Consider the following 19,243-nt stretch of genomic DNA (forward strand, 5'->3'; position numbering starts at 1 on the left):
CCTGCGGCGGGGCTCGGACGACCCGTCGACCGGGGCCGCGAGCCCGTCGTCCGCGGCGCCCAGCCCGTCCGCGTCGCCCACCCCGTCGGAGTCGGCCTCGGCGTCGGGTGAGGGCTCGCGTCCGGTGCCGACGACGGTGCCCGACGGTCCGCTCTACGTCGCCCTCGGCGACTCGCTGGCCGCCGGCTACCAGCCCGGCGGTGCCGAGCTGCGTGACAGTGCCTACCCCGCGCTGGCCGCGGCCCGGCTCGGCTCGGGCGGCGACGCGCTCGGTGTCGCCAACCTCGCCTGCAGTGGCGAGACGACCGGCACGTTCCTCGCGGGCGGCAAGTGCACCTACCCGGAGAAGACCCAGGTCGCCGAGGCCGAGAAGCTGCTGCGCGAGCGGCGTGCCGACGTGCGGCTGGTGACCGTCGACATCGGCGGCAACGACCTGCTGCGGTGTGCCGCCCGCCTGCGGGTCGACGCGAAGTGCGCCGCCACCGGGCTCGGCACGGTCGACGACAACCTCCCGAAGATCCTGTCCCGGCTGCGTGCCGCGGCCGGGCCCGACGTGCCGGTGCTGGTCCTCGGCTACTACAACCCGTGGCTCGCGGCGAAGTACCTCGGCGCCGGGCAGGCCCAGCTGAAGGTCGCGACCAAGGCGTTCACCGACCTCGACGCGGCGATCTCCGGCGCGGTGAAGGGGTCGGGGCCCGGTTCGTCTCGCTCGACAAGGCCTTCGCGCTCGACGACGACACCCCGACGACCTTCAACGGCCGCGAGGTGCCGAAGAACGTCGCCCAGGTCTGCTCGCTCACCTACATCTGCACCGCGTTCGACATCCACCTCACCGACGAGGGGGCGGCCGTCGTCGGTCGGGTCCTGGCCGACGCGGCGAGCAGGGCCGGCGTGCGCTGACCCCGCCGGACCCGCGGACCCCTCGAGCGACGGGGCCCGTCGTCGTGGCCTCCTCACGCCCCGGGCCCCCCGGCCCTACGCTGGCGCCGTGAGCTTCCCCGAGAACGTGCTCGCGCAGGACGAGAAGGTCGTGCGCCACCTCCACCCGCACTGGTTCACCGTGCTGCTGCCGACGGTGGTCGGTGTCGTCGTCGTGGCCGCCGCGGTCATCGCCCTGCTCGTGCTTCCGGACGGGTCGGTCGGCACCGTCCTGCTCTGGGTCGTGCTCGGCGCGGCGGTGCTCGTGCTGCTGCTCTTCGTGCTCGTGCCGTACGTGCGCTGGCGGGCCACCCACTACGTCATCACGACGCACCGCGTGATGGTGCGCCGCGGCGTCCTCACGAAGTCCGGCAAGGACATCACCCTCGCCAAGATCACCGACGTCAGCTTCCGCCAGACCCTGCTCGACCGGGTCATCGGCGCGGGGTCGCTGCACATCGAGTCCGCCGGGGACAGCCCCGACGAGGACCTCGTCAACGTGCCCGACAGCGACGACGTGCAGCAGCTCATCAACCGGCTCGTCGACGAGGACTCCCGCGGCCGTCGCGGCGAGGGCGGCTGAGCGCACGTCCGGACCGGGGCACTAGCCTCGGACCATGCGCATCGCGAGGTTCACCACCGGGGACGACCCCGTGTACGGGCTGGTCGACGGGGCCGGCGAGAAGATCGCCGAGGTCACCGGCGACCCGCTCTACCAGCGGATCGAGCTGACCGGGGCGACCCACCTCGTCGAGGACGTGCGGCTGCTCGCGCCGGTCATCCCGCGCAGCAAGGTCATCGGCATCGGTCGCAACTACGCCGACCACGCCGCCGAGATGGGCACCGAGGTCCCGGCCGAGCCGCTGATGTTCCTCGTGCCGAACACCGCCGTCATCGGGCCCGGTGACCCCGTGGTCTACCCGCCGCAGTCCTCCGAGGTGCACTACGAGGGCGAGCTGGCCGTCGTCATCGGCCGGGTCTGCAAGGACGTCGAGCCCGAGGACGCCGCCGCCGTCGTCTTCGGCTACACCGTCGCCAACGACGTCACCGCCCGCGACCTCCAGCGCTCGGACGGCCAGTGGGCCCGGGCCAAGGGCTTCGACACCTTCTGCCCGCTCGGGCCGTGGATCGAGACCGACCTCGACGTCTCGGGCCTCTCGCTCGTCACCCGCCTCGACGGCGAGGTCGTGCAGGACGGCACGACGGCCGACATGGTGCACGGCGTCGGCGCGCTCGTGTCGTTCGCGTCGAAGGCCTTCACCCTGCTGCCGGGCGACGTCATCCTCACCGGCACGCCGGCCGGGGTCGGCCCGATGGTCGCGGGGCAGCGGGTCGAGGTCGAGGTCGAGGGCATCGGCACGCTGACCAACCCCGTCGTCGCGCCCTGACCGGGCTCGGGCACCGCCCCGACGACTACAGCCAGCGTCGGACGCGGGCGCGGTAGGACTCGTACTCCTGGCCGAAGACGGTGGTCAGGTACCGCTCCTCGGGCAGGTTCGCGCCCCACAGCAGCGCGGCGACGCCGACGGGCACGAGCAGCAGCGCCCACGTCGACCCCGCGAGCAGGGCCAGGGCGGCGTCCAGCGCGACGAGACCGACGTAGAGGGGGTTGCGGCTCACCCGGAAGGGGCCGGAGTCGAGGATGGTCGTCGTGGCGCCGCCGGGCAGCAGGGCCGTGCGGTGCCGACCCATGAGCAGCAGGGCCCAGCCGTTCCACACGGCGAACGCGACGAGGAGGACCGTGCCGACGAGGCGGCTCGGTCCGGGCGCGAGCTCGAACGGGTCGCCGGGTGTGGCCGAGAGGACGACGCCGAGGAGCAGCGGCACCCCGAGCGCGACGGGGGGCCAGATGCGGTAGGCCGGGGCGTCCATCCGGCCATGGTCCGCTGTCTGCCGCTCGGGGACAAGGCGTCCGGCGTCGGTCCCGTCGGCGGGCAGGCAAGCGTCCTTCAGCGGGTGGCGAGCAGCCGGAACTCGGTGCCGTCGACGTCCGCGACGCGCCACGACCCGTCCGCCTCCGGGCCCTCCGTCAGCCGACGGGCACCCAGGCCCTCGAGCCGCTCGACCTCGGCCACGGCGTCCGCCCCGGACCCGTCGACGGCCACGTCGAAGCGCAGCCTGTCGCGGCCGGTCGTCGGCATGAGGGGCGGGCCGCCCCACGCGATCTTGGGACCACCCGTCGGTGACCGGACGGCGGTCTCCTCGCCCTCGTCCCACACCAGCGGCCAGCCGAGCGCCTCGGCCCAGAAGACCCCGACGGCGTGCGTCCCGTCGCAGGCGAGGTCGCCGAAGAACCCGCACTCCGCGAGGAAGGAGTTGCCGGCCGCGAGGACGCACAGCTCGTTGCCCTCGGGGTCGGCGAGCACGACGTGGGTCTCCTCGGGCCGCTGGCCGACGTCGACGTGACGGCCCCCGAGCCCGAGCACCCGGGCCACCGTGTCCGCCTGGTGCTCGGGCGTCTCGCTGGTCACCTCGACGTGCACCCGGTTCTGCGTCGACTTGGGGATGTCGTTGTGCAGGAACCGCATCCGGAACGGTGTGTCGTCGGTCGGCTCGAGGGCGGCGTCGGCGTGCGGGTCGTCGACGGCGTCCCACCCGAGCAGCCCGCCCCAGAACCGCGCCAGCCCGGCGGGGTCCTGCGCGTCGACGGTCAGGGCGTCGAGTCGGACGGCCACGTCATCACTCCCGTCGGGGAGGGCCTCGGCGCCCCCGTCGACACGCTAGGCAGCGACCCCGGCCAGGGCAACAGGGTTTCGGTCGGCACCCCTCGGCGTTTGCGCCGGCTCGCCACCGGGCAGGTCGAGGTCGACCGCGCGCGCCCGCGCGCAGAGGATGGAGCAGCGATGTCCGACACCGAACCCACCGCCGGCGAGCCCACCGCGGGCGAGACCACCGCGGGCGAGGCCGACGAGGCGGCGACCGAGGCCGCACAGAACGTCGTCGACGAGGTCACGACCTGGGAGTACAGCGCCGAGAAGGAGACCATCGAGGAGCAGCTGGACGACGGCCTCGACGAGGCCGGCGTGCAGGTCGGCGACGCCGAGCGCGACCGGCTCGTCGACGAGATCGACGACGTCAAGGGTCACGAGGGCGAGGGGTCGCCGCGCGTGCACGAGGCGCGGCCCGACGACGCCTGACGGCGACTCCGGCGGTCGTCGGCGCTCAACCGTCGAGGTCGGGGGTGCGACGCAGCCACCACTCGCCGACGGCCACGTGCGTCCCGAGCCCGAGCCAGAAGGCGATGCCGAAGGTGCTGCGCGCCGGCATCGTCTCGTCGCCCATCCCGAGCAGGCCGAGCTGGATGCCGGTGAAGAGCCCCACCCAGAGCCGGATCGTCGCGATGCCGAGGCCCACCGCGTAGGCGCGCACCATCCACCGGCGGTGCTCGGCGACCCGGCCGGCGCGGATCGCGACGAACGCCCGGACGAGCGCGACGAGGAACCAGGAGCAGAAGACGGCGGTGGCGGAGGACTCGGCGCTACCGCCCCACGCGACGACGAAGCCGAGGACGACCGCGAGGACGCCCGTGACCAAGGCACACCCGAGCAGCACCCGGCCGAGCCCTCGGTGCAGCGTGTAGTGCCGGGTTCGGAACCGCAGCGACAGCTGGAGCGGGGCACCGAGCAGGTACACGACGCCGGGCACCATGTGCCCGTAGGCGAGCCAGGGGTGGGCGACGTACTTCTCGGCCAGGTCGTCGTCGGGCACGGAGCCGTCGAGGATGTGCGGCCAGTCGGTGGCGATGCGTCGCGCGACGAAGACGAGCACGATCGTCGTCAGCACCGCGATGGCGACGCCCATCCTCCGGCCCCGTACTCGCCCGGCCGCGTCCCCCGCCGTCTGAACCATCAGGTCAGTCTCGCAAAGAGCAGGCGACGACGACCGGCCCGGCGCCGGACGGACCCGGCGGCCACGACCGCCGGGACGCCCGGCACTACGCTGGTCCGACCATGAGCGAGCAGACCCCCACGACCCCCGCGAGCCCGGCCGGCGACCTCCCCGGCCCGGTGCGGCTGCGCGTCGCCCCGTCCCCGACCGGCGACCCGCACGTCGGTACCGCGTACATGTCCCTCTTCAACCTCGCCTTCGCGCGCCAGCAGGGGGCCGGTTCCTCCTGCGCATCGAGGACACCGACCGCGCCCGGCTCGTCGAGGGCTCCGAGCAGCAGGTCTTCGACACCCTCCGCTGGCTCGGCCTCACCTGGGACGAGGGCCCGGACATCGGCGGCCCGTGCGCGCCGTACCGGCAGAGCGAGCGGCTCACCACCTACGCGCCGTACGTCGAGCGGCTGCTCGCCGACGGGCACGCCTACCACTGCTGGTGCTCCACCGAGCGGCTCGCCGAGATGCGCGCCGAGCAGCAGCGCCTCAAGCAGCCCACCGGCTACGACCGGCTGTGCGTCGGGAAGACCGAGGACGAGCGCCGCGCGCTGCCGGGCTTCTCCGAGACCCCCGTCGTGCGGATGCTCGTGCCCGACGACGTCGAGCTCGAGTTCGACGACGTCATCCGCGGTCGGCTCTCGGCCCCGCGCCCCGACGACCAGGTCATCCTCAAGGCCGACGGGTTCCCGACCTACCACCTCGCCGTCGTCGTCGACGACCACGAGATGGGCATCACCCACGTCGTGCGCGGCGAGGAGTGGGTCTCCTCGACCCCCAAGCACGTCCTGCTCTACCGCTGGCTCGGGCTCGAGCCGCCGAAGTTCGCGCACATGCCGTTGCTGCGCAACACGAACAAGTCCAAGATCAGCAAGCGCAAGAACCCCGAGGCCCGGCTCACGTGGTTCGAGGAGGAGGGCTACCTCCCCGAGGCGCTCGTCAACTTCCTCGGGCTGCTGGCCTACCCGCCGGCCCAGGACGCCGACGGCAACGACGTCGAGGTCTTCACCTTCGAGGAGTTCGCGCAGCGCTTCGACTGGGCCGACGTCAACCCGGTCGGGCCGATCTTCGACCTCAAGAAGCTCGACTGGCTCAACGGCGTCCACATCCGCGAGCTCGCGCTCGCCGACCTCACCTCGCGCCTGCTGCCCTACCTCCAGCGCGCCGAGGTGCTCGGGCCGAACCCGTCGCTCGGCGAGCTGGCCCGCCTCGAGCAGGTCGCCGCCCTCATCCAGACGCGGATGGCCCACCTCACCGAGGCCGCCGAGCTCGTCGGGCCGTTCTACGTCGCCGACGACGCGGTCGAGGTCGCCGACGACGCCCGGGCCCAGCTCGGCGAGGACGCCGGTGCCACGCTCGACGCGGCGCTGGCCGCCCTCGGGGACCTGCCCGACGAGCACGAGGGCGTGCTCGGCTCCGAGCCGACGTGGCGGGCCGAGGCCATCGAGGCCGCGCTGCGGACGGCGCTCGTCGAGGGGCTCGGGCTCAAGCCCAAGTTCGCCTTCGGGCCGCTGCGCACCGCCGTCTCGGGGCGCCGGGTCAGCCCGCCGCTCTTCGAGTCGATGGAGATCCTCGGCAAGGGCGCGACGCTCACCCGCCTCTCGACCCTGCGCGCCACCCTGTGACGGCGGACGCGCTCGGCCTCGGTGTGGAGGCCGTCCTCCTCGACGCCGACGACACCCTCTACGACACCCGCTCGGCGATGCACACCGCCGGCGCCGCGGCGGCCGCCGCGCTCTGGCCGGACGCCGACCCCGACCGGCTCGCCGTGGCCGGGGTGCGCTTCCGTGACGACCCCGAGGGCCACTTCTCGGCCTACACGCGGGGCGAGATCGAGTTCGACGAGATGCGCCGGGCCCGGCTCGCCGAGCTCGCGGCCTGGCTCGACCAGCCCGCCGACGGCGACTGGTGGGACGACTTCGAGGACCGCTACGAGCCGACCTTCCTCGCCTCGATGACCGCCTTCGACGACGTGCGGCCCGCGGTCGCGGCGCTGCGGGCCGCCGGGCTGGCGGTCGGCGTCCTCACGAACTCCTCGGGCGAGTACACGCGGGCCAAGCTCGCCGCCGCCCGGCTCGACGACCTCTTCGACGTCGTCTGCAGCCGCGACACCCTGGGCTTCGGCAAGCCCGACGCCCGGGCCTTCCACGAGGCCTGCCGCCGGCTGGGGTCCGAGCCCGCCCTGACGCTGTACGTCGGGGACGAGGTGGCGACCGACCCGCTCGGTGCCGCCGACGCCGGGCTGTCGGCCGCCTGGCTGGTGCGCGACGGCCTCCCGGACGAGCGCTCGCTGCGCCTCGTCGAGGCCCGCAAGATCCCCGTCGTCGGCTCGCTGACCGACGTGCTCGCCCTCGCGGGACCGGACACCGTGCGATTTGGGCCGGGGGAGCGGGGCCGGTAGCATCACGTCTCGGTTCGCCGCTCGACGGCCCCTCGCGGGACATCGGTCGGCATACCCCATGGGGTATGGTGTAATTGGCAACACTGGTGATTCTGGTTCATCCGTTCTAGGTTCGAGTCCTGGTACCCCAGCCATCGCCCCCGGGTCCGCCCGGGGCGATTTCGGAGAAAGCCCTCCCGTTCGGTAAGGTTCTCTCCCGTTGCCCGAGCCGCCGCTGCGCGGTCCGGACAGCCGCCACGGCCCCGTTGTGTAGTGGCCTAGCACGCCGCCCTCTCAAGGCGGTAGCGCGGGTTCGAATCCCGTCGGGGCTACATCGGTCGAAGGCCCGGTCCACCAGGACCGGGCCTTCGTCGTGTCCGGTGCGCGTCAGGCGCGGTCGGCGCTCGCGGCCTCCTGGGCCACCCGCCGCAGGGCGAGCAGCACCGGGTCGACCATCACCGTGCCGACGACGACCGTGTGCATCGCCTCGGCGGGGTCGCGGGCCCCGAGCGCGAGGTCGACGTCGACCTCGGCGACCGCGCGCATCGCCTCGGCGTACCGCCGCAGGGCCTCGGGGGTCAGCGGGGCGCCGGCGGCGCGGGCGGCCTCGACCGCCCGGCTCAGCTCGGCGGCGAACGGGCCCGTCGGCCAGGTGCACCAGCCGAGCTCGGCGAGCAGGGCCAGGACCTCCGCGGACGCGCCGGCACCGGCCTCCTCGCCGGCCAGCGTGGAGTGGGCCGTGCCGAGCACCTCGTGGGTCGAGGGGGAGGGGACTCGAGGACGCCGACGATGCGGCGCACCGCGGCGACCGCCACGCCACCGTGCTCGATGAGGGCCCGGACGAGCCGGACCCGCTCGACGTGCTCCTCGCCGTACTCGGCCGAGGTGCGGCTCGTCGCGCGACCCGGGGGCAGGACCCGTTCGCGCAGGTAGAACTTCAGGGTGTGCACGGGGACACCGGTCCGCTCCGCCAGCTGGGAGATCCGCACCCTCGCTCCTGCCTGTCCGTCGACTCGGTGGGCCGGGGCCCTTGACACCGGATAGTGCCACTGTCCACCATGGTGCCACCAGACAGTTGCACTATCCAGTCAGGAGCCACCATGGACCGGGTCACCCACGCGTACGACGGCCCCCTCACCGTCTTCCTCATCGGCCTGCGGGTCCACAAGCCGTGGAAGTGGCGGATCGTCCAGCAGGCCGGCGCGGCCATGCCGCGGATGATCACCGAGCTCGAGCGCAACAAGGCGGCGGCGGCCCGTGGCGAGGAGGAGTCGCTGGGCTACCTCGGCAGCCGCTCGACGGTGCACCTCATGGCGACGACGATGATCCAGTACTGGAGCAGCACCGAGCAGCTCTACGCCTACGCCAACGCCGCCGACCACACGCACCGGCCGGCGTGGACGGAGTTCTACAAGGTCGCCAAGGACGACCCGTCGGCGGTCACCATCTGGCACGAGACCTACTCGCTCGCCGACCACGGCGCCGAGAGCATCTACTCGGGGCCCAAGCCGTTCGGGCTGGCCTCGGTCGCCGGTGTCATCCCGGTGCGGCGGCGCGGCGAGAGCGCACGCCAGCGGATGGGTGCGGCGCTACCGGCCGACGCCGACTGACGCCGACCGGCGCGACCGCTCGTCAGGCCACCCGCGTGCGCGCGGTCGTCGCCAGGGCGCACACCCGGGCGTCGAGCCGGGCGTCGCCGGTGGCGGCGTGCACCAGCCAGGCCGAGCGCAGGTCGGCGACGGTGGGCCAGCGGTTCTCCCACGTGACCAGCCGCTCGGCGAGCAGGTCGAAGGCGTCGTCGCACAGGGCGGGCGCGAAGACGACGACGGGGGTGTGCGCCCGGGTGAGGGCCGCGGCCCGGCGCGCAGCCACCGGTCCGCCGCCGACGACGACGGCCGGCCGGTCGGGGCGCGGGAAGGCGAGCACGCGGGTGCGGTCGCGGGCGATGCGCTGCGCGGGCGTCGTGGTCACGGCGGCTCCTCGGTCGGCGGGTGCCTCCGAGGCTGCCCCGCCGATGTTGCCGCTGCCGCCGCGGCGTGTTGCGATCGTGTTGCGCCGAGGGGGCGTCAGACGTTGTTCTGCGCGTCCTGCTGGGCCGCGTGCCGGGTGAGGACCTCGGTCAGCTTGTTGGCGCCGGCCATCACGGTGGCGGCGTGCAGGCGCCCCGGCTGGCGGGACAGCCGCTCGATGGGACCGGAGATCGACACGGCGGCGATGACCCGGCCGGAGGGGGAGCGCACGGGCGCCGAGACCGAGGCGACGCCCGGCTCGCGCTCGCCGACGCTCTGGGCCCACCCGCGGCGACGGACGCCGGAGAGGGCGGTGGCGGTGAACGCCGCTCCCTGGAGGCCGCGGTGCAGCCGGTCGGGCTCCTCCCAGGCCAGGAGGATCTGCGCCGCCGACCCCGCGCGCATCGAGAGCGTCGCGCCGATCGGGATGGAGTCGCGCAGGCCGACCGGGCGCTCGGCGGCCGAGACGCAGACGCGGTACTCGCCCTGGCGGCGGAACAGCTGGGCCGACTCGTTCGTGTGGTCGCGCAGGGCGCCGAGCACCGGGCCGGCGGCGGCGAGCAGGCGGTCCTCGCCCGCGGCGGCGGCGAGCTCGCCGAGGCGCGGGCCGAGCACGAACCGCCCCTGGAGGTCGCGCGTCACGAGCCGGTGGTGCTCGAGCGCGACCGCGAGTCGGTGGGCCGTCGGGCGGGCCAGGCCGGTGGCGGTGACGAGCTGGGCGAGCGTCGACGGGCCGGCCTCGAGGGCGGACAGGACGATGGCCGCCTTGTCGAGGACGCCGACCCCACTGCTGTTGTCCATGCATTGATATTGACGTCTCATTGCCTGAGACGCAAGTCCATCGGGGGTGTGCCCGTGCGAATCTCGGGAGGACGGCGACGGCGCTCCGGCGCGGGTCGCCCGTGAAGCAGTCGTCCGGGCCGCCGTCTCGCGGCCCTCCTCGGAAGGTGTGAGAGATGGCCGGAACGCTGGCCGAGAAGGTCTGGGAGCAGCACGTCGTCCGTCGCGGCGAGGGCGAGCCGGACCTGCTCTACATCGACCTCCACCTGCTCCACGAGGTGACCAGCCCGCAGGCCTTCGACGGGCTGCGCCTTGCCGGCCGCCCGGTGCGACGTCCCGACCTCACCCTCGCCACCGAGGACCACAACGTCCCGACGACACCGGGCCCCATCACCGACCCCGTGAGCCGCACCCAGGTCGAGACGCTGCGCCGGAACTGCGAGGAGTTCGGCGTCACGATCTACCCGATGGGCGACGCCGAGCAGGGCATCGTCCACGTCGTCGGCCCGCAGCTCGGGCTCACCCAGCCGGGCGCGACCATCGTCTGCGGCGACAGCCACACCTCCACCCACGGCGCCTTCGGCGCGCTGGCCTTCGGCATCGGCACCTCCGAGGTGGAGCACGTGCTCGCCACGCAGACCCTGCCGCTCAAGCCGTTCCGCACGATGGCCGTCACGGTCGAGGGTGAGCTGCAGCCCGGCGTCACGGCCAAGGACGTCGTCCTCGCGGTCATCGCCAAGATCGGCACCGGCGGCGGGCAGGGGTACGTCCTCGAGTACCGCGGCAGCGCCATCCGCGCCTTCTCGATGGAGGCGCGGATGACGGTGTGCAACATGTCGATCGAGGCCGGAGCCCGGGCCGGCATGATCGCCCCGACGAGACGACGTTCGAGTACCTGAAGGGCCGCGACCACGCGCCCACCGGCGCCGACTGGGACGCCGCCGTCGCCGCGTGGAGCGAGCTGCGCAGCGACGACGACGCCGAGTTCGACGCCGAGGTCGTCCTCGACGCCGCGACCCTCACCCCCTTCGTCACCTGGGGCACCAACCCCGGCCAGGGCAGCCCGCTCGGCGAGGCCGTGCCCGACCCCGAGACGCTGGGCGACGACAACGACAAGGTCGCGGCCCAGCGCGCCCTCGAGTACATGGGCCTGACGGCCGGGACCCCGTTGCGCGAGGTCCAAGTCGACACCGTGTTCGTCGGCTCGTGCACCAACGGGCGCATCGAGGACCTGCGCGCCGCCGCCGAGGTCATCAAGGGCCGCCGGGTCGCCGACGGCGTCCGGATGCTCGTCGTCCCCGGCTCGGCGCGGGTGCGCCTCCAGGCCGAGGGCGAGGGCCTCGACCGCGTCTTCACCGAGGCCGGGGCCGAGTGGCGCCTGCCAGGCTGCTCGATGTGCCTCGGGATGAACCCCGACCAGCTCGCGCCGGGGGAGCGCAGCGCGTCGACCTCGAACCGCAACTTCGAGGGACGGCAGGGCAAGGGCGGTCGCACGCACCTCGTCAGCCCCCTCGTCGCCGCGGCCACGGCGGTGCGCGGCACCCTGTCGAGCCCGGCCGACCTCGAGCCCGCCCGCGTGGAGGAGACCGTCTGATGGAGAAGTTCACGACGCACACCGGCATCGGGGTCCCGCTGCGGCGCAGCAACGTCGACACCGACCAGATCATCCCGGCGGTCTACCTCAAGCGGGTCACGCGCACCGGCTTCGAGGACGGGCTGTTCGCCGCCTGGCGGGGCGACGAGACCTTCGTCCTCAACGACCCGACCTTCGCCGCGGGGTCGGTCCTCGTCGCCGGACCCGACTTCGGCACCGGCTCCTCGCGCGAGCACGCGGTGTGGGCCCTGATGAACTACGGCTTCCGCGTGGTGATCTCGTCGCGCTTCGCCGACATCTTCCGCGGCAACAGCGGCAAGCAGGGGCTGCTCACCGCGCAGTGCACCCAGGACGACGTCGAGCTGCTCTGGAAGCTGCTCGAGAACGAGCCGGGGACGTCGGTGACCGTCGACCTCGAGTCGCGCACCGTCACCGCCGGCGACCTCACGGCGAGCTTCGAGGTCGACGACTACACGCGCTGGCGCCTGCTCGAGGGCCACGACGACATCAGCCTCTCGCTGCGGCACGAGCCGGACATCACGGCCTACGAGGCGTCGCGCCCCTCGTGGAAGCCGGCCGTCACCTCCTGACGGAGAACTGGTGCGGGAGAGCGCTTCCCGCGGACCGGATGGTGTCTCGTGGCGGCCTCCGGGGGTTCGCCGACCGCCCCGACCTGTGGTGCTGATGGGACGGATGTGACGAGCGGCTCGGCCAAACCGTCTCTCGCGCAACCGGAACACGCCGAGAGAGTTGTGGACGTCCCTGTCACGCAGGCATACCGTCAGTTCCAAGGTCGGTGCTTCCGGCCGTCACGTCACCACCGCCGGGCGTCAGGCCGGCGCCCCATCGATGGAGGAACCACGTGAACAAGGCAGACCTCATCAAGGAGCTCGAGAAGACCCTCGGGAACCGCAAGGCCGCGAACGACGCCCTCGAGACGGTCCTCGACACGATCGTCCGCGAGGTAGTCCGCGGCGGGAAGGTGGCCATCACCGGCTTCGGCACCTTCGACCGCGCCGAGCGCGCCGCCCGCACGGGCCGCAACCCGCACACCGGCACCTCGGTGCGCATCCCCAAGAGCAAGTCCCCGCGCTTCCGCCCCGGCACGGCGTTCAAGGCCTTCACGAAGAAGCCGAGCAGCCTCCCCAAGGCCGCCCCGGCCACGGGTCGGGCCAGCGCCGGCTCGGCCGCCCCCGCCGCGCCGGCCGCGAAGACCGCGGCGAAGAAGACGGCCACCAAGGCGGCGCCGGCCAAGAAGGCCGCCGCCAAGAAGGCCACGACGGCGAAGACGGCCGCGAAGAAGACGGCCACCAAGGCCGCGGCGCCGGCGAAGACCGCCGCCAAGAAGGTGGCCACGAAGGCCGCCCCCGCGAAGACGGCCGCCAAGAAGGTCGCCACGAAGGCGGCACCGGCGAAGAAGGCGCCCGCCAAGAAGGTCGCGACCAAGGCGGCACCGGCGAAGAAGGCCCCCGCCAAGAAGGCGCCGGCGAAGACCGCGGCGAAGAAGGCCCCGGCCAAGAAGGCTCCCGCCAAGAAGGCGCCGGCCAAGAAGGCCGCGAAGCGCTGACCCGGACGGGCCGGGCGGGGCCTCCCTCAGCGGATGGTCTCGCCCGGCCCGATCCCGACGATCCACACCCGGGTCGCCGCGGTGCCCGCGTCGTCGAGCTCGAGGCTCACGCGCTGGCCGACCCGCAGGTGCAGCAGGCCGCTGTCGACCAGCGCCGCCACCGGCACCGCGACCACGCGCCCGTCGTCGAGCAGGGCGCTGCCGCCCTCGTCGCCGGGTACCCGGTGGATCGTCGCCTGCACGCCCGGCAGGGTAGCGCGGGCCAGGGCGCGGCGGGTGTGGGAGCCGACCCCCAACCCGATGGCGTCCGCGAACGAGGCCGGGTCGTCGACGTCGGCGCGCAGCCCCGGGGCGTGCACCTCGAGCCGCTCCCAGCCCAGCGCCTCGTGCGCAGCGGCACTGCCCGGCCCGAACCGGGTGCGCGGGACGGCGACCGGCTGGCCGGTGTCGTCGACGAGCGGCAGGTGCAGCAGGGCCGTCCCGGTGCCCTCGGCGTCCGGGACGAGCACCGGCCCCCGGCCCCGCGCGGCGGTGAGCGCCGCGAGCAGCTCCTCGGGACGCAGGGCGGGGTGGTCGGCGAGCAGGACGCTGGCGCTCTCGGCGCCGAGCGCCGTGGCGGCCGCGAACCCGGCGGCGACGGCGGCGTCGAGCCCCCCGCCCGGGTCGGCGACCACCCGGAACCCGTCGGTCGTGACCCCGAGGCGCACCCCGGGGTCCGAGGTCACGACGAGCACGAGCGCCTCGGGCAGTGCGCTGCTCGCGGCGGCGAGGGTGTCGCGGGCGAAGGCCTCGGCGAGCGTGCGACGCGCCCCGTCGGGCAGGTCGAGGCGCGACTTGGCGAGCGGGCCACCCTTGACGGGGACGACGATCGCGTGGTCCGGGAGTGTGCCCATCCCACGATCCTGACAGGCCGACGTGGCACGCTCGACATCACCCCGGCCGCGGACCACAATGCGGTGACCCCCCGCACGGAAGGCCCCAGGTGAGCACCCCCACGGACAACAGCCGTCCCGTCGGCTACCGGTTCGCCATCGCGGTCCTCCGCCCGCTCTTCCGGGCCCTGACCCGGCGCGACTGGTCGGGTGTCGAGCACCTGCCCACCGAGGGCGGCTGGGTGGTCTGCCCCAACCACGTCTCGCACGTCGACCCGCTCGCCTTCGCGCACTTCCTCGTCGACCAGGGTCTCTCGCCGCGCTTCCTCGGCAAGAACGAGGTCTTCCGGGTGCCGTTCGTGGGCTGGGTGCTGCGCTCCGCCGACCAGATCCCCGTGTACCGCGAGTCGGGGCGCGCGGCCGACGCCTACCGAGCCGCCGTCGCCGCCGTGCGGGCCGACAAGTGCGTCGCGATCTACCCCGAGGGCACCCTGACCCGCGACCCCGACCTCTGGCCGATGCGCGGCAAGACCGGTGCCGCTCGGGTCGCCCTCGAGACGCGCTGCCCGGTGGTCCCCGTCGCGGTGTGGGGTCCGGAGCAGATGCTGCCGCCGTACGCGAGGCGTCCGCGCCTCTTCCCGCGGAAGGTGATGCACGTGCGCGCCGGCGCCCCGGTGCCCCTCGACGACCTCTACGGCCGCCCCGTCTCCGCCGAGGTCCTCGCCGAGGCCACGGCGCGGATCATGGCCGGCATCACCGCCGAGCTCGAGGTGCTGCGGGGCGAGCGCGCCCCGAGCACCCGCTTCGACCCGCGCCGGGCGGGCATCACGCCCACCGGTCGACCCCGACCCCTCGAGGAGGCCTCGTGAGCCGCGCCGCCGTCTACGGGACCGGCAGCTGGGGCACCGCGTTCGCGGCCGTCCTCGCCGACGCCGGCACCCCCGTCACCATGTGGGGCCGCCGTGAGGAGGTGGTCGCCCAGGTCAACGCCGGGGTCAACGAGGACTACCTCCCCGAGCTGCGGCTGCCCTCCACCGTGCGGGCCACCACCGACCCCGCCGAGGCGGCCGAGGGGGCCGACGTCGTCGTCCTCGCCGTCCCCTCGCAGACGTTGCGGGACAACCTCGGCGCGTGGGGGTCGGTGCTGCCGCACGACGCCGCCGTCGTCTCGCTCATGAAGGGTGTCGAGCTCGGCACGACGAAGCGGATGTCGGAGGTCATCGCCGAGGTCGGCGGCGTCGAGGACGAGCGCGTCGTCGTCGTGTCCGGGCCGAACCTCGCGCGCGAGATCGCCGCCAAGCAGCCCGCGGCGTCGGTCGTCGCGTCGCGCAGCGAGCACATGGCCGAGCGGGTCGCCGCAGCCTGTGCCGCACCGTACTTCCGCCCGTACACCGGCACCGATGTCGTCGGCACCGAGATCGCCGGCGCGGTGAAGAACGTCATCGCGCTGGCCGTCGGCATGGCCGAGGGGCTCGGGATGGGCGACAACTCCAAGGCCTCGATCATCACCCGCGGCCTCGCCGAGACGATGCGCCTCGGCACCGCGGTCGGGGGCGACGCCGTGACCTTCGCGGGGCTCGCGGGGGTCGGCGACCTCATCGCCACGTGCATGTCCCCGTTGTCGCGCAACCACTCCTTCGGGGTGCGGCTGGGCCAGGGGATGGCCGTCGACGAGGTCGTCGCGGTGACCCGGCAGACCGCCGAGGGCGTCAAGTCGTGCACCTCCATCCTCGACCTCGCGAGCGCGCACGGGGTCGACGTGCCGATCATCGAGCAGGTCGACGCGATGATCCGGCACGGCCGGACGGCCCAGGAGGTCGTCGCGGCGCTGCTCAGCCGTCCGCGGAAGGCCGAGACCGACTGAGACCCTGCCGGGCTCAGTCGGCGGCGTGGTCGAGGGCCGAGGACAGGTCGCGCCAGAGGTCCTCGACGTCCTCGACGCCGACCGAGAGGCGCAGCAGCTCCTCGGGGACCTTGGCCGGCTCGTTCGGCTGGCGCCGGCGCCGCTCCAGCAGGCTCTCGACCCCTCCGAGGCTCGTCGCGTGCACCCAGAGGCGCGTCGCCGCGGCCACCCGCTCGGCGCCCTCGCGCCCGCCCGCGACCTCGATGCTGACGATGGCCCCGAGGTCCGGGTAGCGCACGCGCTGCACGGCCGGGTGGCTCTCGAGGCGCGCGGCGAGCTCGGCGGCGTTCGCGCAGGCCCGCTCGAGCCGCAGGTGGAGGGTGCGCATCCCGCGCAGCGCCAGCCAGGCCTCCATCGGACCGGGGATGCCGCCCTGCAGCTGCCGGTGCCGGTACAGGCGTGCGTGCAGCGCGCGACCGGCGTCGGTGCGTCCGGTGACGACCGCCCCGAGCAGGACGTCGCTGTGGCCGGCGAGGTACTTGGTGACCGAGTGGACGACGACGTCGGCGCCGTCGGCCAGCGGCCGCTGCAGCAGCGGCGTGGCGAACGTGTTGTCGACGACGCTCAGCACCCCGTGCTCGCGGGCCGCCGCGGTGAGGGTGGGCAGGTCGGCCACCTCGAGCAGCGGGTTCGTCGGGGACTCGAGCCACAGCAGGTCGGCACCGGGGAGGGCGGCCACGACGGCCGCGGTGTCGGTGAGGTCGACGCGGCGCACGGTCGCGGCGCCGGCGGCCTCGAGGTCGGCGACGGTGGCCATCACGCCGTTGTACGCGGCGTCCGGGACGACGACGGTGCCGCCGTGGGGCAGGAGCGAGAAGGCGGCCGAGACCGCGGCCATCCCGGAGGCGAGGACGAGCGCGTCGCCGCCCTCGAGGTCGCCGAGCGCGGTCTCGAGCGCCGTCCACGTCGGGTTGCCCCCCGGCCGTAGCTGACCTCACCGTCGGCGTGGTAGGTCGAGGTGAGGACCAGGGGTGCGCCGACCTGGGCGCCGGGCGTCGCCGGCTCGCGTCCGAGCGCCACGAGCCGGGTGGCAGGGGCGAGTTCCTCGGGTCCGTCGGCGGGGAGGTCGGTCACGAGCCACCAGCGTAGGGGCGGCTAGAGTCGCGTGCGATGACCGACCGAAACGCCGCCGACAAGATCCGCGTCGCCCTCGTCTTCGGGGCCGATCGTCCGAGCACGCCGTCTCGTGCGCCACCGCCGCCTCGGTGCTGGAGGCCCTCGACCGCGACCGCTACGACGTGGTCCCCGTGGGCATCGCCAAGGACGGCCACTGGGTGCTCGCCGCCGACGACCCCGAGCCGCTGCGCCTCGCACCCGGGCACTCCCCGGAGGTCGACGGCGCCGCGGCCAGCGTCATCGTTCCCACCTCGGCCACCGACCGCACGCTCGTCGTCCACGAGGCCGGGCAGCCGCCGCGCACCCTCGGTGAGGTCGACGTCGTCTTCCCGCTCCTGCACGGCCCGTTCGGCGAGGACGGCACCATCCAGGGGCTGCTCGACCTCGCCGACGTCCGTTACGTCGGGTCGGGCGTCACCGCGTCGGCCGTGATGATGGACAAGGCGATGATGAAGACCGTGCTCGCCGCCGCCGGTCTGCCCATCGGGCCGTACGTCGTCATCACCGACCGCGAGTGGCGCCGTGACCCGGCCGCCGCGATGGAGGCCGTCGGCGCGCTGAGCTTCCCCGTGTTCGTCAAGCCGGCCCGCGCCGGGTCGAGCATGGGCATCAGCAAGGTCGCGTCGATGGACGGGCTGGAGGCGGCGGTCGAGGCCGCGCGCGAGCACGACCCGAAGGTCGTCGTCGAGCAGGGCATCGCCGGGCGCGAGATCGAGTGCGGCGTCCTCGAGGGCCACGGCACCGACGCCCCGCGCACGAGCGAGCTGGGGGAGTGCGTCGTCGTGCAGAACCACGAGTTCTACGACTTCGAGGCCAAGTACCTCGCGGCCGACGACGTGCGGCTCGAGGCCCCGGCCGACGTGCCGACCCTCGTGGCGGAGCGGATCCGGTCGATGGCGGCGACGGCGTTCGAGGCCGCGGGGTGCGAGGGCCTGGCCCGGGTCGACTTCTTCCTCACCGACGGCGGCGACGTGCTCGTCAACGAGGTGAACACGATGCCCGGCTTCACGCCGAGCTCGATGTACCCGCGAATGTGGGCCGCGACCGGGGTCACCTACCCCCAGCTCATCGACGAGCTCGTCGCCCTGGCGCTGGAACGTCGCACCGGCCTGCGCTGACGCGGCGTCGGTGGCCGCGGTCCGGTCCCCGGCGAAACCGGTGCCATGACCCCGGTTTCGCCGGCCGTCTCGGCGCGGGTCTGCCCGTCCCTGCGCGAGGCCGCGGAGTCGCCCGACGCGCCGTACTTCTACGAGGGGCTGCTCATGTTCGCCCACCGCAGCAGTGACTTCGGGACCGACAGGTGGCGGGCCGAGCGAGATGTGGCGATGAGGGCCGGGAGAGAGATCTCCTACTGCGGCCGACCGGCGCAGCCACCATCAGCCGACCGCTGAGGAGGGACCGGGGACGGACGGCGCCGAGCGGACGGACAGGCAGGGCCGGGCGACCGGGTGCCTGGCATGCGTGCCGGGGGTACGGGATCGGCCTTCTGCCGGTCGCTGTGGCCGTGGTCGGAACCTCGGTCAGCGGCACTGGAGGCCGTTGCGGGGCAGCGACTTCGCGATCGCCCCGAACGCCGGCAGGAGCAACGGCGCGGGGTCGTAGTCGCTGGGCACGAGCACCTCGACGGCAGGGTCGGTGCCGAACGAGGTGAACCGCGTGCCGTCCGAGAGCTCCTGCGGGATCCAGCCGACGCCGTCGACGTCGACGCACTCGGTGTCAGTGGGCCCGAGCGCGGCCACACCGCAGCGCGCGACGACGGCCGGGTCACCCCACGCCGCGACGGCGGCGTCGTTGGGGGAGGTGTCGCGGCGCTCCATCCCGCTGACCGTGCGCGGCCACGCGGCCGACGCGCAGGCGGGGGCGTCGCCGCCACCCGGGACGGACACCTCGACGGCCGAGGAGCATCCCGACAGCACGACGGCGGCAACGCCGAGCGCTGCCGCCGTCGGGCGGAGTCGGAGGGGGGTCAGACGTGGACCACCGTGCACGTGAGCGTCCGGGTGATGCCCTCGGTGTCCTGGATCCGGGAGATGACGAGCTTGCCCAGCTCGTCGACCGTGGAGGCCTCGACACGCGCGATGACGTCGTAGGGGCCGGTGACGTCCTCGGCGAGGACCACGCCCTCGATGTCGGCGATCGTCGCGGCCACGGCCGCAGCGCGACCGACGTCGGTCTGGATCAGGATGTAGGCCTGGACCACTGCTCTCCACCTTGTCGTCGGGTCGA

At 74.0% G+C, this 19,243-nt stretch carries 20 protein-coding genes, 2 tRNA genes and 4 pseudogenes; 15 read left to right on the top strand and 11 right to left on the bottom strand.

Going from position 1 to position 19,243, the window contains the following annotated elements:
- Positions 1-124 precede the first annotated feature (124 nt).
- Both G7075_RS03280 and G7075_RS03285 read left to right on the top strand, forming a co-directional pair.
- Positions 125-1,501 carry a PH domain-containing protein gene (locus tag G7075_RS03280; protein WP_166118829.1) on the top strand — a complete coding sequence of 459 codons (1,377 nt, stop codon included), beginning with the start codon at positions 125-127 and terminating at the stop codon, positions 1,499-1,501.
- Positions 1,502-1,535: 34 nt separating this feature from the next.
- Positions 1,536-2,306, top strand: a complete 771-nt coding sequence (locus G7075_RS03285) for a fumarylacetoacetate hydrolase family protein (RefSeq protein ID WP_166118831.1) — start codon at positions 1,536-1,538, stop codon at positions 2,304-2,306.
- 25 nt (positions 2,307-2,331) lie between these two features.
- Here G7075_RS03285 and G7075_RS03290 read toward each other — a convergent pair whose 3' ends face one another.
- Together G7075_RS03290 and G7075_RS03295 are read right to left on the bottom strand one after the other, a co-directional pair.
- The gene (locus G7075_RS03290; protein WP_166118834.1) at positions 2,332-2,790 is read right to left on the bottom strand and encodes an isoprenylcysteine carboxylmethyltransferase family protein; all 459 of its coding nucleotides are present in this window, start codon (positions 2,788-2,790) and stop codon (positions 2,332-2,334) included.
- Between the two features lie 77 nt (positions 2,791-2,867).
- Positions 2,868-3,593 carry a VOC family protein gene (locus G7075_RS03295; RefSeq protein WP_166118836.1) on the bottom strand — a complete coding sequence of 242 codons (726 nt, stop codon included), beginning with the start codon at positions 3,591-3,593 and terminating at the stop codon, positions 2,868-2,870.
- A gap of 168 nt (positions 3,594-3,761) precedes the next feature.
- Here G7075_RS03295 and G7075_RS03300 point away from each other — a divergent pair, with 168 nt between their 5' ends.
- The gene (locus G7075_RS03300; protein WP_166117772.1) at positions 3,762-4,055 is read left to right on the top strand and encodes a hypothetical protein; all 294 of its coding nucleotides are present in this window, start codon (positions 3,762-3,764) and stop codon (positions 4,053-4,055) included.
- Positions 4,056-4,080: 25 nt separating this feature from the next.
- On the opposite strand, the gene G7075_RS03305 is transcribed toward G7075_RS03300, so the two are convergent.
- Positions 4,081-4,767 carry a DUF2306 domain-containing protein gene (locus G7075_RS03305; protein WP_166118839.1) on the bottom strand — a complete coding sequence of 229 codons (687 nt, stop codon included), beginning with the start codon at positions 4,765-4,767 and terminating at the stop codon, positions 4,081-4,083.
- Positions 4,768-4,868: 101 nt separating this feature from the next.
- Here G7075_RS03305 and gltX point away from each other — a divergent pair.
- The 4 genes and pseudogenes from gltX (at position 4,869) to G7075_RS03325 (ending at position 7,508) form a co-directional block, all read left to right on the top strand.
- Positions 4,869-6,421, top strand: a pseudogene (gltX, locus tag G7075_RS03310) (glutamate--tRNA ligase).
- A complete protein-coding gene (locus tag G7075_RS03315) occupies positions 6,418-7,197 on the top strand; it encodes an HAD family hydrolase (RefSeq protein ID WP_166118841.1) in 780 nt (259 codons plus the stop codon). The pseudogene gltX and the gene G7075_RS03315 overlap by 4 nt, the downstream one beginning before the upstream one ends.
- A gap of 59 nt (positions 7,198-7,256) precedes the next feature.
- Positions 7,257-7,331, top strand: a tRNA-Gln gene (locus tag G7075_RS03320).
- 104 nt (positions 7,332-7,435) lie between these two features.
- Positions 7,436-7,508, top strand: a tRNA-Glu gene (locus tag G7075_RS03325).
- A gap of 55 nt (positions 7,509-7,563) precedes the next feature.
- On the opposite strand, the gene G7075_RS20680 is transcribed toward G7075_RS03325, so the two are convergent.
- Together G7075_RS20680 and G7075_RS22395 are read right to left on the bottom strand one after the other, a co-directional pair.
- Positions 7,564-7,926: a hypothetical protein gene (locus G7075_RS20680; protein ID WP_240917858.1), complete on the bottom strand. Its 363-nt coding sequence runs from the start codon at positions 7,924-7,926 to the stop codon at positions 7,564-7,566.
- A 98-nt stretch (positions 7,927-8,024) separates the two neighbouring features.
- A pseudogene (locus G7075_RS22395) lies at positions 8,025-8,213 on the bottom strand (MerR family transcriptional regulator); the annotation flags it as partial.
- 63 nt (positions 8,214-8,276) lie between these two features.
- On the opposite strand from G7075_RS22395, the gene G7075_RS03335 reads away from it, so the two are divergent.
- Complete coding sequence (locus G7075_RS03335) at positions 8,277-8,786, top strand: monooxygenase family protein (RefSeq protein ID WP_166118846.1); 510 nt, start codon at positions 8,277-8,279, stop codon at positions 8,784-8,786.
- A gap of 22 nt (positions 8,787-8,808) precedes the next feature.
- Here the strand turns inward: G7075_RS03335 and G7075_RS03340 are convergent, their stop codons facing one another.
- Complete coding sequence (locus G7075_RS03340) at positions 8,809-9,147, bottom strand: NAD(P)-dependent oxidoreductase (protein ID WP_166118848.1); 339 nt, start codon at positions 9,145-9,147, stop codon at positions 8,809-8,811.
- 95 nt (positions 9,148-9,242) lie between these two features.
- Positions 9,243-9,986, bottom strand: a complete 744-nt coding sequence (locus G7075_RS03345) for an IclR family transcriptional regulator (RefSeq protein ID WP_166118851.1) — start codon at positions 9,984-9,986, stop codon at positions 9,243-9,245.
- A gap of 155 nt (positions 9,987-10,141) precedes the next feature.
- On the opposite strand from G7075_RS03345, the pseudogene leuC reads away from it, so the two are divergent.
- The 3 genes and pseudogenes from leuC (at position 10,142) to G7075_RS03360 (ending at position 13,126) form a co-directional block, all read left to right on the top strand.
- Positions 10,142-11,559: pseudogene (leuC, locus tag G7075_RS03350) on the top strand (3-isopropylmalate dehydratase large subunit).
- Complete coding sequence (gene leuD / locus G7075_RS03355; protein WP_166118854.1) at positions 11,559-12,149, top strand: 3-isopropylmalate dehydratase small subunit; 591 nt, start codon at positions 11,559-11,561, stop codon at positions 12,147-12,149. Before leuC ends, leuD begins: the two are co-directional and overlap by 1 nt.
- A gap of 272 nt (positions 12,150-12,421) precedes the next feature.
- The gene (locus tag G7075_RS03360) at positions 12,422-13,126 is read left to right on the top strand and encodes an HU family DNA-binding protein (protein WP_166118857.1); all 705 of its coding nucleotides are present in this window, start codon (positions 12,422-12,424) and stop codon (positions 13,124-13,126) included.
- A 26-nt stretch (positions 13,127-13,152) separates the two neighbouring features.
- Here G7075_RS03360 and cofC read toward each other — a convergent pair whose 3' ends face one another.
- Positions 13,153-14,019 (bottom strand): 2-phospho-L-lactate guanylyltransferase, encoded by an 867-nt coding sequence (gene cofC, locus G7075_RS03365; RefSeq protein ID WP_166118859.1) that lies wholly within the window; start codon positions 14,017-14,019, stop codon positions 13,153-13,155.
- 89 nt (positions 14,020-14,108) lie between these two features.
- Between cofC and G7075_RS03370 the strand changes: the two genes are divergently transcribed.
- Both G7075_RS03370 and G7075_RS03375 read left to right on the top strand, forming a co-directional pair.
- Positions 14,109-14,867 carry a 1-acyl-sn-glycerol-3-phosphate acyltransferase gene (locus tag G7075_RS03370; RefSeq protein ID WP_166118861.1) on the top strand — a complete coding sequence of 253 codons (759 nt, stop codon included), beginning with the start codon at positions 14,109-14,111 and terminating at the stop codon, positions 14,865-14,867.
- Positions 14,864-15,862: an NAD(P)H-dependent glycerol-3-phosphate dehydrogenase gene (locus G7075_RS03375; RefSeq protein ID WP_166118864.1), complete on the top strand. Its 999-nt coding sequence runs from the start codon at positions 14,864-14,866 to the stop codon at positions 15,860-15,862. The genes G7075_RS03370 and G7075_RS03375 overlap by 4 nt, the downstream gene beginning before the upstream one ends.
- A 13-nt stretch (positions 15,863-15,875) precedes the next feature.
- Here the strand turns inward: G7075_RS03375 and G7075_RS03380 are convergent.
- Positions 15,876-16,975 (bottom strand): annotated as a pseudogene (locus tag G7075_RS03380) (PLP-dependent aspartate aminotransferase family protein).
- Positions 16,976-17,106: 131 nt separating this feature from the next.
- On the opposite strand from G7075_RS03380, the gene G7075_RS03385 reads away from it, so the two are divergent.
- Entirely contained in the window at positions 17,107-18,135 is a 1,029-nt protein-coding gene (locus G7075_RS03385; RefSeq protein ID WP_205860607.1) for a D-alanine--D-alanine ligase family protein, read from the top strand.
- A gap of 45 nt (positions 18,136-18,180) precedes the next feature.
- On the top strand, positions 18,181-18,408 hold the full coding sequence (locus tag G7075_RS03390) for a hypothetical protein (RefSeq protein ID WP_166118869.1): 228 nt from the start codon (positions 18,181-18,183) through the stop codon (positions 18,406-18,408).
- Positions 18,409-18,537: 129 nt separating this feature from the next.
- Here the strand turns inward: G7075_RS03390 and G7075_RS03395 are convergent, their stop codons facing one another.
- Together G7075_RS03395 and G7075_RS03400 are read right to left on the bottom strand one after the other, a co-directional pair.
- Positions 18,538-18,903, bottom strand: a complete 366-nt coding sequence (locus G7075_RS03395; protein WP_240917859.1) for a DUF3515 family protein — start codon at positions 18,901-18,903, stop codon at positions 18,538-18,540.
- A gap of 80 nt (positions 18,904-18,983) precedes the next feature.
- Positions 18,984-19,217, bottom strand: coding sequence for an Lrp/AsnC ligand binding domain-containing protein (locus tag G7075_RS03400; RefSeq protein WP_166118874.1), 234 nt, complete (start codon positions 19,215-19,217; stop codon positions 18,984-18,986).
- Positions 19,218-19,243: the final 26 nt, after the last annotated feature.

The sequence above is a fragment of the Phycicoccus sp. HDW14 genome (genome assembly GCF_011383005.1).
Lineage (GTDB): Bacteria > Actinomycetota > Actinomycetes > Actinomycetales > Dermatophilaceae > Phycicoccus.